Raw genomic sequence first — 13242 nt, 5'->3', positions numbered from 1 at the left:
TCATTTGAACCTCTTGATTTGGTAATGGTAATCTTATAGTAACAGTTCTTTGAATAACGTAACGAAATACTGATCATGCCACTATAATTTTATCATTAAAAAAGGAGCGACGCGGAAATGCATATACCAGTAACCACTTTAAATGATGGACTTACTGTACCAGAAATCGGATTTGGGACCTACAAGCTTAACGGAAACGTTGGAGTAAATGCGATTACTAGTGCGATTGATATTGGCTATCGATTAATTGATACGGCCTATAATTACGAAAATGAAGGTACCGTTGGGGAGGCCATTCGACGCAGTACCACCCCTAGAGAACAGTTGCTGATAACCTCCAAATTACCTGGTCGCTATCAACCTTATGATAAAGCGGTAATTGCCATTCAAGAATCCCTTTACCGGGCAAATCTAGATTATTACGATTTATATTTAATTCATTGGCCAAATCCCCAGCAAGATATTTATGTTGAAGCATGGCAGGCTTTAATTGACGCCAAAAAATGGGGACTAATTCGCTCCATTGGCGTATGTAATTTCCTTCCTGAACACCTTGAACGTCTGGATAAAGAAACCGGCGTTTTACCTAGCATGAACCAAATTGAGCTTCACCCGTTCTTCAATCAAGAAGCGTTACGCAAGTGGCATGAGGAGCATAATGTAAAAACAGAGTCTTGGAGCCCGTTAGGTAGAGCAAGTGCGGTGTTGCAAAATGACACGATAGGGGAAATTGCTGACCAACATCAGAAAACAATTTCTCAAGTTATCTTACGTTGGCATTACCAGCTAGGAGCCATCTCTATACCAAAATCATCCACACCTAGTCGTCAGCTCGAAAATATTTCAATATTTGATTTCTCACTTAGCGAATCAGAAATGACTACTATTTCAAAGCTAACTCTGCCTGATGGTAGATTAAAGGGTCAAGACCCTGCAATATATGAGGAATTTTAAATTAATTATTGTTTGACGAAGTGCCATTTAAGAGATGGCGCTTTTTTGTTTTGTTGAGAATTTGTAAAGAAAAGGCTCGTATAATAGATAATTCACTTGAAATCATTTAAACTATCTTTAATTCAGGTTTAATTAATTTATTGTAGGGAAAATGGGCTAGTAAATAAGAATCACAAAATTTTCTTGCTCAATGAAACAAGCTACGCGAAAAATAAGGTAAACCATTCTCTCTTTGAGGTCTGCTTTAAAGTAACAATCCTTATTTTGAATGTATGTAGATTTCAGTAGCATTCCAATTGGAGGATAAAATATGGTTTATATACCAGAATATGAGCTAGTAACAGACGAACATGTTGTAAAAGCAATTGAGGAAAATTTAGCCATTATACGCTTTGGTTTAGACTATCGTGTAGCATATGTAAATGATGTATTTGCAAAAACGGTAGGCTACACCACGGAAGAAATGCAGGGCATGCATCATAGAGAACTTTGCTTTCCCGAGTTTGCTTATAGTCCTGAGTATAAACGCTTCTGGGATCACCTCCTGTCAGGAAACAGCTTTCAGGACAAGATTGAGCGAAGAGGCAAAGGAAATAAACGTGTATGGCTTGAGGCAACATACATGCCTATTTTTAACGAACCCAGAACAAAGGTTATTGGAGTATCCAAAGTCGCTACAGATATAACAGATCGGTATAATGCAATTACTGACGTAGCAAGCCAGTTAAATGAAATGTCTGCGGATCTAAATAAAAGGGCGGGAGCGGGGATTGCACGTTCAGAGTCCCTCTTGAACGTAATTGATACAATCACTTCCATATCAGGTAAAAATACAGAAGACCTAATCCAATTACAACAAAAAACAGAGTCCATCCAGCAAATAGTCAATACAGTAAAAGCCATTGCCTCTCAGACAAACCTGCTTGCTTTAAACGCAGCAATTGAAGCTGCAAGAGCGGGTGAGCATGGCCGGGGGTTTAATGTGGTCGCACAAGAAGTTCGCAAATTATCCAATAATGTGGAGAAGTCTATTTCACAGATACGTGATAATATTGACCGTATAACGGCTGAAATAGATACTATTAGCGAAGGTACGAAAGAAGTACAAAGTCATATTATTGAAGGGCAAACAAAAGTACAATCTACGGTAGAAGAATTTAAAGAGTTAACCAAATCTTCCAAGCAACTCGATGCCCAAGCCCAGCAATTTAAAGAACTACTGTAAAACGAAACATTTTGTTACCTCACTTTCAAGTGTATCGTGCTCTAAGCCTCTTCTTAAGAGGCTTTTTTGCTTTTGTAAAGAAAAATATTTACAGCTATAAGAACCAAAAAAAGAACTCCGCTGCAATTTTCCCTGCAGTGAAGTTCTTTGTTTACTTAACGAAAAACAAACTGACGATTCTTCTTTTCCTCCAATATTTGTACTTCGAGCTCTTGTACTCCAAAATGGATAGCTTCTTCCAAATCTTCTATATAAACATCCAATCGTCCTTCTGTTATAGCACTACCGCGATCTTCACATGTGAAGGTCTCGTCCAATTTTGGTATATAAACTTGTGTCCCAAAGTCGAGTGAGTTTGGACATGCTAAGGTTTCATGTTGTTTAACGAGATTCCCTGATGCTGTAATACCGTATGCAGGATGATCTGGTGACTTACCGGTTGATTCTACGCCTGCTGTGTAGGCCGTTACAATGTATGTCTCTGTTAATGCCTCTTTCTCTTTCTTCATATCTGGTGTATGTTCTACCTGTAGATATGGCGTGTCACCAATAAATTTCCTCGATACCTCTAATGTGGTGATCACAGGATTACTTTCACTCTCTTGAGTTATATTTTTACCTAGAGGAAACGTAAAACTATGTCGATTATCAGCATGGACTGGGTCGGCTAATAAAATCATAACGAGCAAAATGAATACACTTGATAAAACGTAACGAATATAAATCCCTCCTACCTCTCTCTTGTTGCTAAGGTATTATGATAGCTATGGTTGATAAACGACCGTACAACACATTGCTTACCCTTAATAGAAAGGAGGTAAACTTAAAATAGGGATCATGAACTAGGTAGAAGGTTTAATTGCCCAGGATTTCTCTCGTTTTATCAAGAATCTCTTCGTCTTTCAGTCTGAACTTAAATTCTACACGGCGTGAATCCTCCGCACTATAATTGCCATCTTCATCTGTTCTTGGATCAGAAAACGACTTGCTGTTTACCGTTAGCTTTTCCCCTACGTGTTCCTGAATATTTTCATAAGGAAAATCTTCGCTCATAATGTAGTCGGCAACACTAAAGGCACGTTCTTGAGCTAACTGCAGGTTGTATAAATAGCTCCCGTCTCGATCTGTGTGCCCCTCAATAATAATTTCAGCAACATATTCCTCATACCCACTCTGTAACAAGATATCTAAGTATTTCGGTACAAATTCATCCAAGAACTTAAAAGATTGCGGCTTGAGTTCATCCTCTCCGTAGTCAAATAAAATTTCGGTATTAAATAAGATGGCCCCTGTCTTTTCATCAACTTCAACACCCATCGAGGAGTCACTAAATTCCTCCTTCAGCTCACTTACAAGCTTGGCCCGCACTCCCATAATTTGATCAAGTGTTTTTTTCATCTCTTCAATTTGCAACGATTTAATAACCATCATACAAATGAAAATCAACATAAAACAGAGCAAGATGGTCGTAAGTAAATCCGTGAACGAGGGCCAAAATTGTCCTTCATCCTGTTCATTTCGAAACAGTCGTTGATATTTAGAATTCATTTTGGTTCATCCCTATTCCATTATTCCAATTTCCTGCTTGTTGCTGGGTTGGGATAGTTCTACGTTGATTTAGTGCTTGTAATTCTCTACTAATCTCTTGAAGTGTTTGTTGAATAAATCTGCCGTTACTTTGATGTGTCGCTTCAGTAATTCTTTGAACCTCTTTAAACTCATTTCGGATTGCATCATTGGTCTGTTCTACATACCGGCCAAAGTTTTGGATTAAACTATCCAATTTATTCCCAAGAGAACCTTCTAGATTTCCAACATAACTTGATAAAGTATCCTTTAAAATCCCGACACTTGCCTCCATTTGATTTTCTCGCTGTCTAAATCCATTGTTCATCTGATTAATGGTTGCATTCATCTCCTGGATTAGTTGGTTGTTCTTCATTCCAATTTGTTCATAAGTACTCGCGGCCTCTTGCATGTGCTTCTCAAAGGCCATTGTTTCATTTGAATGACTTTTTAAATGCTGGTTGAACGTGCGATTAAAGTCTTTTAACTCATTAAAACGATCTGCAAGCAAATGCTTATATTCCGACTGCGTATGGTTAATAACTTCTAATGCCTCAGGGAGTTTTACAAGCGAGTTCCCCATCTTGTCAAATTCTCTAGAAAGATTCCCAAGGTGTGTCATCACACTAGAAAGTTTTGTGGAAAGATCTTCTCCAAAAATTCTTTGGAATGCTTTATTATGATTATCCATAGCTCCGACTAATTCATTACTTTTCACTTGTATGCTTTCAAAGGAACGGTGCATTGTTTCTTGCTCGCCCAAAAGATTTGATGTAAACTGCTTGATTTCATGAACAGAACCTTCGAATTGGTCTAATGTCTTTATTTGTGTATCTGATAGTTCCTTCACTTTTTCCAATGTGTTTTCGAATCCCTTTACCATACGGTCATTTTTAGCATCAGTCTTTTTAAAATAGGAAAACAAGGAATCAAAGTTCTTATTCAGGTTTGTTGTTCCTTCTGAAAAACCATCTGTCACCTGTTTCATATGTTCGAAGAGAGTTTGAAATTCTTCTAGGTTTTCTGCTAGTCCATCATTAAAGGCAGCAAGGTCCTTAGCAGATTGCTGCAAGCCTGCTGTATACTCCTTAAATCCTGTAAAGGAAGCTTCAATACCTTGCAATGACTTTTGATTTGTCTCCTGCAGGCTTAAAATAGACTGATTGATTGCTTCGGATACGTTTATTAACCTTCCCATGCTATGCTGCTCTGTACCTTCTAGATTGGATTCTGTCATTAACATAATATCGGTCAGCATAAATTCGGTGTTCAGCATTTTGATTAAAATGGTCATAATTAACGAAAAGCCCATTCCAGCTATACTCGTATAAAAAGCGACGTCTATCCCAGCTAGTACACCTGCCACACCCTCTACAAGATCGCTTTCATCTATATTGATGCTCCCAAGCGAAGCGGTGAGGCCGATAAAGGTTCCTAATACGCCTAATAATATAAAGACAGAAACACTCATTTGAATCATTTTAATTAAACTAACGACAGGCACTTGAAAAAAACGCCAGCCTGAAAACTTTTCCTGCACAAACGTTTCAGCCTTGATGCCCTCTCCTTGTCTGTTGTTGAATTGCTCTTGGAAGCCTTGCAGTGGTTCGATATCAAGTCGGTTTGTGTCTTTCATATAATTCCGGATCTTTTTTAATTTGCCAAAGAGTGTTATATGAAGGATTACAGCAATAAAAAACAAGCCGAACAATAGTAAAAAGATAACCTCTATCATAGAATTGGCTAGGATTGCTTCTGCCTTCTGCTCACTTGTAAATAATTCAAGAATGGCTTGCACCATTTTCGTTTCCTCCCTGTACCAGACTTTTTCTGAGTCATTTTCTCAGAAGCTTCTTCTTCTATTGGTATTCAACAAGTGTAGAAATCATGTGTACAAGTTAGGTGAGGTATCGAGTATGCGGATTCCATATTAAAATGCCAGGGTGTGCAATCACCCTGGCATTGTTAGGACATTATTAATTTGAGATAGACATCTTATAGTAAAATAATAAAGCACTAAAAAGCCCGATTCCAAAAAGAATTCCTCCGATTAATTGGAAGTTCACAATATAGCCGTTCATTCTCGCTAAATATACTTCCGTGCTTACGCTACCTAGCTCAGCTAACCAAGTATCAGCAACTGAAGTACCTAAATGGACACTGAACAAGATAATAAATAACCCAACGACTCCTAAAATAAAAGACAGCACAACTATTTTCATTCGATCCATAAAATGTCAACTCCTGTCCACTAATTTTTATAAGTTACTCTTACCATTTACAGGAAATACTCTTACCTTATCCCAAACAGACTGCCAATTTTTTCTTATTACTCTTTCGTCATAGATTTTTGCAAGCTCACTCGACTCTATAAAAAAAGGAGTAGGCTTTACTTCTAGATTTAAGACATCCTCGATACCCCAAGGCGCTGTAAGCAATAAATTATTATTCTGATCCAGTTTTACACCTAAAGATGTTGCGGTTTCGGGAAATTTTGAGATTGCATCTTCAGTTGAAATATAAGCGGAAACGCCATTTACGACATGCATTCTCGCCTCATTTTTCACTGACCAGGGTACACCTGGGAGCCATTCTGCTAATTTCTGTTCAAACCGCTTCTCTTCTGCTTCGTACTTATTAGTTTCATCAAAATATACAACATCTACATCAGCAAGTGGCGTTCGACTCTTAAAATGATGTAACGTGTCCCATATTTTTGAACGTACAAATCCAGCGCATATCCACCAGTCTGGCAACTCTAGTTTTTTTGCCGTACTTAAGATTGTCATCATTTCTTCATCGCGCTGGATTAGCGCGATGATCTCCTGTTCTGTTTTCAAAAATGTCCACTCCTCTATAGATCATTTGTTCTTATTTTAGCATAGGAGAGAAGGTTTTTTATTATAAATATTTTTAGAACCGTTAATTTGATTTACGGCTATGTCTTTTCCAGCCACTCATTTTTTTATCTTATACGGCTCAATACTAAAACCAACGGTATTACCATTTATGATATAGTAAAAGGACAATAGACTGGCTTCACATGAGGGGGTTGGTGCACTTCTCTTTTTAGGTCGATTCCTAAAAAGGAGGTGGTGCCAATGGGGATTGAATCGGTGTTAACGTTAATGATATCCTTTGGGATGTTGATTGCGTTTATCATGTCTGACAAGAACCAAAAAAAATAATCCCTCATGTGCTTTAGCCAGGCGCTGAGGAATTATGTTCCTTGAGTGTACCGCCCCCAATTGTTGGGGTTGGTCTATTGGGGCCGCTCCATGTTCCAGCATGGAGCGGTCTTTTGTATATTTTGTTAGTCTATAAATAGTATACCACGATTTCGATTTGTTTACACTGCCTCAATTTAAGGGTATGCCATGTTTTTTAAGAAATACATGCATCCCTTTTTTTAGTAAATAATCTGCATGGCCGTCATTAAGTTAAATATATTCACAGCTGCTAGCACCCATTTCAGTGCGCGTTGTCCTCTAAAAGCAAAATAAATTCCAAAAACAGGAAAAAGTAGTGAACCTAAGATATAAAGCATGCCAATAAACCCGCTAATATACTCACTAAGTAAAAAGCCAGCAGCCCAGACAATGATAAACCCTATGATGCATATGAACGATAAAATTAGATTTCGGCTTCCCAAATTTTTTACCCATTCTCTACCAACTTCTATGTAAAAATCTTCTTCATTTCGCTTGTCTCTTGTGGCAACAAACGCCGCAACTAATTCTTTGGAACTCTTATTTTGAACAGCTACCGGTCCTTCTGTAAAATCCTCATTTAGTTGCCTGTTTTCTATAAGGCTCTTATGCAAGGATCTCATAAGTTTGTTCACTTCATTATAATCTTTATCTTTTCTGTCTCCTCTTTTTAAAACAGAGTGAACAAAAAAGCGAATTACTTTAAGATACACCATCGATATCAATCTGCCAAACATGCTATTAAGTTCCCTTCTCATATAGATTATCCAAATAGTGAAACGTTAAACTAGTATTAGTTTACCATATCTAAGGAAAAATGAGGATGGATAATGGAACGTAACCTAAGGGATAGAAAGTAATATTAATTATGGGAGTTGAGGGGGAGGATCTTGGTGAAACCTATAACCTCTCCTTACAGTCGTTTAAGATGGAATGTTCTTATTTATTTATTCGCTTATAGACTCTGCTATCTTTATTAGCAATTGCTTCTCATATTTTTCACTGTTGTTTATACTTAATATATATTCAAATTTGGCATTCTTCATATACAAAATCCTAATAATTGGTTCATGATTTACTTCTTCGATAAATACTTTCTTACCATTATTCGTAATGTAATTCGAATGTTTACGAAATGGTTTATTTGGATTAACTTCAATTTGAAAGAGGTCTTTCTTATTTACCCCAAGGAAATGTAATGATAAGGTGTTATCTTCCTTTATTTTTCCATAGGTTTCACTTACTTCAAAAGGCTCTCTTTCAGGAAAATTCAGTTTTGATTGGTATTTTTCTTCAAATTGTTTAATTGTCTTTTTTACTTCTGTAGTATACCCCTTCACTTTGTAAACCTCTTTAACAGTCATAGGCTTCTCGGAAGTAAAGTCACCCTCCTTATAATGAACATTAGCGTATGCTGTACCGGTAAATACAACAAGCAATACGATATAAACAATAACTACTTTTGTTTGCATATTCATATAATCACCTCCTTTTCTAGTATCAACTTACATAACCAAACAAATACCCCTATAATTTAGCTATCCGTTTTTTCACAAAACAAAAGGAAGTCCAACCTAGATTGATAATTTTATCTAGGTTGGACTTCCTTTGTGCAACTTAAATTCATTATTCCGCCGTAACAGAGATCTTCTTCTCAATCACCTTTTTATCATCTAGCTCCTTAACAAGTTCACCTTCAAGCTTTTCGCCATTTTCTCCATATGCTTCGTTAACATGCGGGCCATTTTCGTGACGACCTGGATCCATTTCAATTAAAATTTCAAATTCCTCTAAGTCTTCTATTCTATCATCCTTCTCAGGGTTTTTAATGTAAAGAAGGGCTGATCCATCAGGGTTGGTGTGGGTAAAGGCCATAAATCCAGTAGCTATATACCCAGGAATAACTGGTTTCCCACTTACATACGTACCATCAACTAAGTTACTATTTAATTCTACGACAAGATGGTCACCCTCACGGCTAACACTGGCATCTACTTTTACATTTGTATTACCAAGATCATCTTTTGCTTCCCAGCTTGGTTCCATAATGTCGATTGTTTGATCTCCTTCGTTAATAGAGACTATTTCTTTAAATGAAAATTTCTTAGATACCACATCATTATTAATATCAGTACTTGTTCTGGAAAAACTTCCTGCTAGGTTATCAGCGTAATGCGAACTGATTTCCTCTTCTTGATAAGCAGATTCAAACTTTAATTCCAGGTTTATGAAGCCCTCTGCGTTCTCTGGAATATCCTTTTCAACGTGGAACGTACCATCTTCTTCAACAACGCCATCACTTGAGTTACTCCCAATTACAGTCCCTTCTAAAGGGTCCGTTACAAGAGTAAGCTCAGATCCTGGTAATAAATTGGTGGTACCTGTAGCGGTTACCGTATTACCAGCGATTTCAATTTCTCCTTCAAACCAGCCTTCCATGGCGCCTTGGTCCTCCGGGGCAGTTGAATTGCTGTTTGAAGTTTCTTCACTAGTATCTGTGTCTGCACCTTCTTCACTATTTGCTCCACCCGTAGTTTCTTCTTCTACCACTTCATCATTCTGTTCATCTGTGGTTTCATTGGCTGATGACTCTTGTTCATCTTCACTGCACGCTACAAGTGCTAGAGTCATGCATCCAATTAAGCACAACCACTTAAACTTTGATATTTTCATACGCAAAAACACCTTTCATTATATATCTGTTTAAATAATAGCTAATCTAAACAGAGAATAACAACGGAACCTTTTAACTGTTTTTGAAATTCAAAAAGCTGTTATTAGGTCTTTCTACCTAACATTTTCAGTATTTGTAGATTTTTGTAAGTTAAAAAATTTTAACTTGAACTTCCAACCCTTCCATGCTAAACTGAACAGAATTAAATACACATTATATAAAATGACGATGAAGAGAAGAGTAAATGAGAGCATTACATTACAGAGAGCTCCGATCGCTGAAAAGGAGTATGTAATTACTCATTGAACCAAGCCTCTGAGTTGCACGCTGGATTATTTATTACTATGATAGCGTGACAGCCGCTCCTGTTACAGAGCTAGAGTATAAGCAAAGGTATATTTACCGTACTTGATAAGGTTAAATATGGTGACATATTAACAAACTGGGGGGCACCACGATTTGATGTTAACAAATCTCGTCCCCAAGACTATTGTCTTGGGGGGCGGGATTTTTTTATTTGATTTTTATTTAAAGAAGGGGGAAAAGCGAATGAATACAAAATTAAAGTGGAAATACCCAGTCTTATTTCTATTAAAAGTCGGTATTTCAAACGTTGGGGACTGGATCTATTTTCTGGCATTGAATCTAGTTGTATTGAACATGACAGGTTCAGCTTTAGCAGTTGTTGGTCTTTATTTAGTAAAGCCGATGGCCGTATTACTCACAAATTCATGGGCTGGAAGTTTTATTGACCGTTTAAATAAGCGTATGTTAATGATATGGCTAGACCTGTTACGAGGCATAGTCATAGGCTTTTTACCATTTTTTATTGGGTCCCTCTCTCTTATCTATGTGATGGTTCTTTTTATTAACATGATGGCTTCCATATTTGAACCAGCTTCTATGTCCTACATGACAAGATTGATTGCACCCAACATGCGAAAACGATTCAATTCTGTGCACAGCTTTGTGAGCTCAGGGGCTTTCCTAGTTGGACCAGCTGTTACAGGCGTTTTGCTACTTACAGCATCTCCAACATTTGCGATATATTTGAATGCAATTGCACTAATTATTGCAAGTATAATCACATGGTTACTTCCTAATGTAGAGAAAGATGACGTTATTGTGAAAAAGGATCGAATTATCACGAGGGCAATACTGAAAAGCGATTGGCAAACTGTCATCATGTATAGCCTAAACAACCGCTATGTTATTACCATCTACTTTTTATTTACTACTGTAATGATAGTGCTGGCAAGTGCAGTAGATTCTCTTGAAGCTTCTTTTGCTAAACAAGTTCTTCTTTTATCAGATAGTGAATATGGATTTCTTGTTACGATTGCGGGAGCTGGAATCATTATAGGCGCTGCTATTAATACACTAGTTGCTCATAAACTTAACATCTCTATTATGGTAGGAGTTGGCACTTTCTTCGTTACAGTCGGTTATATCGTTTATGCCTTTTCCGCCAGTTTCTTTTATGCCGGGCTTGGTTTCTTCATTCTTGCCTTTTTTATCGCATGTGCGAATACTGGCTTCCTTACATTCTATCAAAATCACGTGCCAACTAATATGATGGGAAGGATTGGCAGCATATATAATTTGCTTGAAGCTATACTTATCATTGTTGTCACCACTTTATTAGGAGGGGCGACATTATTCCTTTCGATTCGTTTCACCGTTATCCTTGGGGTATGTTGTATGCTAATAGTTTCAGCTGTATTGCTTGCTGCTACTATACTGCCATCAAAAAGAGACTTTTTCACAATGCACATTACAGATTAAGAAAATAAAAGCGAAAGGAAACAGGGATGTACTGTAAAACCGTGTTTCCTTTCGCTTTAGTTACCTTAAGAAAGTTGCTCTTTAATTCGTCGATAAGAAGCTTGTTTTTCTTTAAAATCATACAGGTTCGTTAAAATTAACCAATCATCACACTGATAAAGCTCTGATAAGCGGAGAAGATCAGATTTCACTTTATCAGGACCCCCGATTATCATGCGTCGCCTGTTAAATTGTATTTTCTCTTCTTCAGTTATACTTAATATTTTTTCGTTTGCTTCTTGAACACTGGAAACACGACTATCCAGCCCTTTTTCTACTTGCAAAAGCCAGAGATCCTGACTGCGCGCAAGTTCTTCAGCATGATCATCATCCTCCCCACACACTACAAAAACAGCCGTTCGAGCTACAGGGTTAGGAAAAAGTCCAGGCTTAAACATTTCCCTATATTGTTTATGGCTTGCCTCTCCCCTATCCGGTTTTATGAAATGCCCAAAAACATATCCTATTCCTTGTTCCGCAGCTGATGCTGCACTATTTTCTCCTAATCCAAGACTGTACAGTTCGGGAGCCTTTTCGGTGCGTGGTGCTGCCTTGATATTTCCATTTCCCTGTATAAAATCAAGAAGATTTGTAAGCTTCTCCGGGTAATCACCCATTTGATTCGGTTTTCCATCAGCGAGTAATGACCGAATTCTTTCATTTCCACCTGGAGAACGGCCCACTCCTGCTTCTATTCTTCCTGGGTAAAGAGCCTGTAGCTGTAATAGCTGAGCCGCGACCTTATATGCACTGTATTGTGGTAATAAAATACCACCGCTTCCGACAGCTATTCTTTTTGTCTGGCCTGCAACGGCAGCCATCATGATCTCTGGGGCACTTGAGACAAGTCCTTTCGTGCCATGATGTTCCGCAAACCAATAACGTTCATAGCCAAGGTCTTCGGCATATTTTGCTAATTCTATTGTACGTGCAGCCGTTTCTTCTGCAGTCATTCCCTTCGGCTGCGCCATTTGATCTAAAATTCCTAAACGCATTGTGGATCTCCTTTTTCTTTTTGTTCCATTTTCTCTCATCTAATATGGGATGGAAAGCTAAACGCTCATAGATAGTTTAGATAACCTTTTCATTTACGGCGATTGAGAATCCGTCTTTTTATAATTGGTGATGGACTCGTTAAAGACGTTTACCCACTTTTATGCATACATTAAGAAGAAAACAATTATCGAAAGGATGGAACAACATGTATTATTATCCGTATGTTCAACCAATTATGGATGCACCACCCTACGCTGGCTATCCACCTCAATTTACTTATTATCCTGTGAATAGATTCTACCCAGTATATTATGAAGGATTAACGTCTCACCTCGAAGATCCAAGAATTACATTAAGAGACTATGGACAACAGCCCCTTGCAACAAATATAGAAAAAGCAACTAAGCGTAACAGCACTTTTCGTACAGCATTATGGACAGGAGACCATCTTCAAGTCACTCTAATGAGCATGCCTGTAGGAGAGGACATTGGTTTGGAAATTCATCCAGATACAGACCAATTTTTACGCATTGAGCAAGGGCATGGCATAACTGAAATGGGTAAGCGAAAAAATGACCTGCCTTTTAGGCGCCGTGTAAAAGACGATGATGCTATTTTTATCCCAGCAGGATATTGGCATAATATAACCAATATTGGCAACGAACCGCTTAAATTGTATTCCATTTATGCACCACCAGAGCATCCATTTGGAACCGTTCATAGAACGAAAGCACAAGCAATGGAAGCAGAATCTGACTAGAATTAATAAACAGAGTAGGCGCATGAATTACTCA

The 13242-nt window shown here is 37.8% G+C and carries 12 protein-coding genes, 2 pseudogenes and 1 other annotated feature; of the genes and pseudogenes, 5 read left to right on the top strand and 9 right to left on the bottom strand.

Translation table 11 applies throughout. The annotated features are described in order from the left end of the window. The first annotated feature begins 117 nt into the window (after nt 1-117). The 3 genes and pseudogenes from LG273_RS07075 to LG273_RS07065 all read left to right on the top strand — a co-directional run. Nucleotides 118-954, top strand: coding sequence for an aldo/keto reductase (locus tag LG273_RS07075; protein WP_404458882.1), 837 nt, complete (start codon nt 118-120; stop codon nt 952-954). A 310-nt stretch (nt 955-1264) separates the two neighbouring features. After that, a pseudogene (locus LG273_RS07070) lies at nt 1265-1645 on the top strand (PAS domain-containing protein); the annotation flags it as partial. A 210-nt stretch (nt 1646-1855) separates the two neighbouring features. Further along, nucleotides 1856-2179 (top strand): annotated as a pseudogene (locus LG273_RS07065) (methyl-accepting chemotaxis protein); the annotation flags it as partial. Between the two features lie 155 nt (nt 2180-2334). Here LG273_RS07065 and LG273_RS07060 read toward each other — a convergent pair. From LG273_RS07060 to LG273_RS07025, 8 genes are all read right to left on the bottom strand, one after another. Next, a complete protein-coding gene (locus LG273_RS07060; protein WP_404458880.1) occupies nt 2335-2859 on the bottom strand; it encodes a 3D domain-containing protein in 525 nt (174 codons plus the stop codon). A gap of 175 nt (nt 2860-3034) precedes the next feature. Next, nucleotides 3035-3727 carry an OmpA family protein gene (locus tag LG273_RS07055; RefSeq protein WP_379561224.1) on the bottom strand — a complete coding sequence of 231 codons (693 nt, stop codon included), beginning with the start codon at nt 3725-3727 and terminating at the stop codon, nt 3035-3037. After that, nucleotides 3717-5546, bottom strand: a complete 1830-nt coding sequence (locus LG273_RS07050; protein ID WP_404458877.1) for a MotA/TolQ/ExbB proton channel family protein — start codon at nt 5544-5546, stop codon at nt 3717-3719. The genes LG273_RS07055 and LG273_RS07050 overlap by 11 nt, the downstream gene beginning before the upstream one ends. A 175-nt stretch (nt 5547-5721) precedes the next feature. After that, nucleotides 5722-5976: a hypothetical protein gene (locus LG273_RS07045; protein WP_404458876.1), complete on the bottom strand. Its 255-nt coding sequence runs from the start codon at nt 5974-5976 to the stop codon at nt 5722-5724. Between the two features lie 27 nt (nt 5977-6003). Next, nucleotides 6004-6537, bottom strand: coding sequence for a nucleotidyltransferase family protein (locus LG273_RS07040; RefSeq protein WP_404459491.1), 534 nt, complete (start codon nt 6535-6537; stop codon nt 6004-6006). A gap of 617 nt (nt 6538-7154) precedes the next feature. Next, a complete protein-coding gene (locus tag LG273_RS07035) occupies nt 7155-7670 on the bottom strand; it encodes a hypothetical protein (protein ID WP_404458874.1) in 516 nt (171 codons plus the stop codon). A gap of 231 nt (nt 7671-7901) precedes the next feature. Further along, complete coding sequence (locus LG273_RS07030; protein ID WP_404458872.1) at nt 7902-8432, bottom strand: hypothetical protein; 531 nt, start codon at nt 8430-8432, stop codon at nt 7902-7904. A gap of 148 nt (nt 8433-8580) precedes the next feature. Beyond that, nucleotides 8581-9627 carry a hypothetical protein gene (locus LG273_RS07025; protein ID WP_404458870.1) on the bottom strand — a complete coding sequence of 349 codons (1047 nt, stop codon included), beginning with the start codon at nt 9625-9627 and terminating at the stop codon, nt 8581-8583. Nucleotides 9628-9847: 220 nt separating this feature from the next. Next, nucleotides 9848-10114: a binding site (T-box leader), on the top strand. Nucleotides 10115-10177: 63 nt separating this feature from the next. Between LG273_RS07025 and LG273_RS07020 the strand changes: the two genes are divergently transcribed. Further along, nucleotides 10178-11413 (top strand): MFS transporter, encoded by a 1236-nt coding sequence (locus tag LG273_RS07020; RefSeq protein ID WP_404458868.1) that lies wholly within the window; start codon nt 10178-10180, stop codon nt 11411-11413. 65 nt (nt 11414-11478) lie between these two features. Here the strand turns inward: LG273_RS07020 and LG273_RS07015 are convergent, their stop codons facing one another. Beyond that, nucleotides 11479-12447, bottom strand: a complete 969-nt coding sequence (locus LG273_RS07015; RefSeq protein ID WP_404458866.1) for an MsnO8 family LLM class oxidoreductase — start codon at nt 12445-12447, stop codon at nt 11479-11481. A gap of 206 nt (nt 12448-12653) precedes the next feature. On the opposite strand from LG273_RS07015, the gene LG273_RS07010 reads away from it, so the two are divergent. Next, nucleotides 12654-13208, top strand: coding sequence for a cupin domain-containing protein (locus tag LG273_RS07010; protein ID WP_379561215.1), 555 nt, complete (start codon nt 12654-12656; stop codon nt 13206-13208). Nucleotides 13209-13242 lie beyond the last annotated feature (34 nt).

It is taken from the genome of Oceanobacillus kapialis, assembly GCF_044790185.1.
Lineage (GTDB): Bacteria > Bacillota > Bacilli > Bacillales > Amphibacillaceae > Oceanobacillus_B > Oceanobacillus_B kapialis.
The sequence above is the reverse complement of the archived record's forward strand: the minus strand, read 5'-3'. Positions and strand labels throughout refer to the sequence as shown.

Coding starts and splice junctions, on each gene's coding strand:
- LG273_RS07075 (WP_404458882.1), top strand. CDS start 118: ATGCATATACCAGTAACCACTTTAAATGATGGACTTACTGTACCAGAA.
- LG273_RS07060 (WP_404458880.1), bottom strand. CDS start 2,859: ATGATTTTATTAGCCGACCCAGTCCATGCTGATAATCGACATAGTTTT.
- LG273_RS07055 (WP_379561224.1), bottom strand. CDS start 3,727: ATGAATTCTAAATATCAACGACTGTTTCGAAATGAACAGGATGAAGGA.
- LG273_RS07050 (WP_404458877.1), bottom strand. CDS start 5,546: ATGGTGCAAGCCATTCTTGAATTATTTACAAGTGAGCAGAAGGCAGAA.
- LG273_RS07045 (WP_404458876.1), bottom strand. CDS start 5,976: ATGGATCGAATGAAAATAGTTGTGCTGTCTTTTATTTTAGGAGTCGTT.
- LG273_RS07040 (WP_404459491.1), bottom strand. CDS start 6,537: ATGATGACAATCTTAAGTACGGCAAAAAAACTAGAGTTGCCAGACTGG.
- LG273_RS07035 (WP_404458874.1), bottom strand. CDS start 7,670: ATGGTGTATCTTAAAGTAATTCGCTTTTTTGTTCACTCTGTTTTAAAA.
- LG273_RS07030 (WP_404458872.1), bottom strand. CDS start 8,432: ATGAATATGCAAACAAAAGTAGTTATTGTTTATATCGTATTGCTTGTT.
- LG273_RS07025 (WP_404458870.1), bottom strand. CDS start 9,627: ATGAAAATATCAAAGTTTAAGTGGTTGTGCTTAATTGGATGCATGACT.
- LG273_RS07020 (WP_404458868.1), top strand. CDS start 10,178: ATGAATACAAAATTAAAGTGGAAATACCCAGTCTTATTTCTATTAAAA.
- LG273_RS07015 (WP_404458866.1), bottom strand. CDS start 12,447: ATGCGTTTAGGAATTTTAGATCAAATGGCGCAGCCGAAGGGAATGACT.
- LG273_RS07010 (WP_379561215.1), top strand. CDS start 12,654: ATGTATTATTATCCGTATGTTCAACCAATTATGGATGCACCACCCTAC.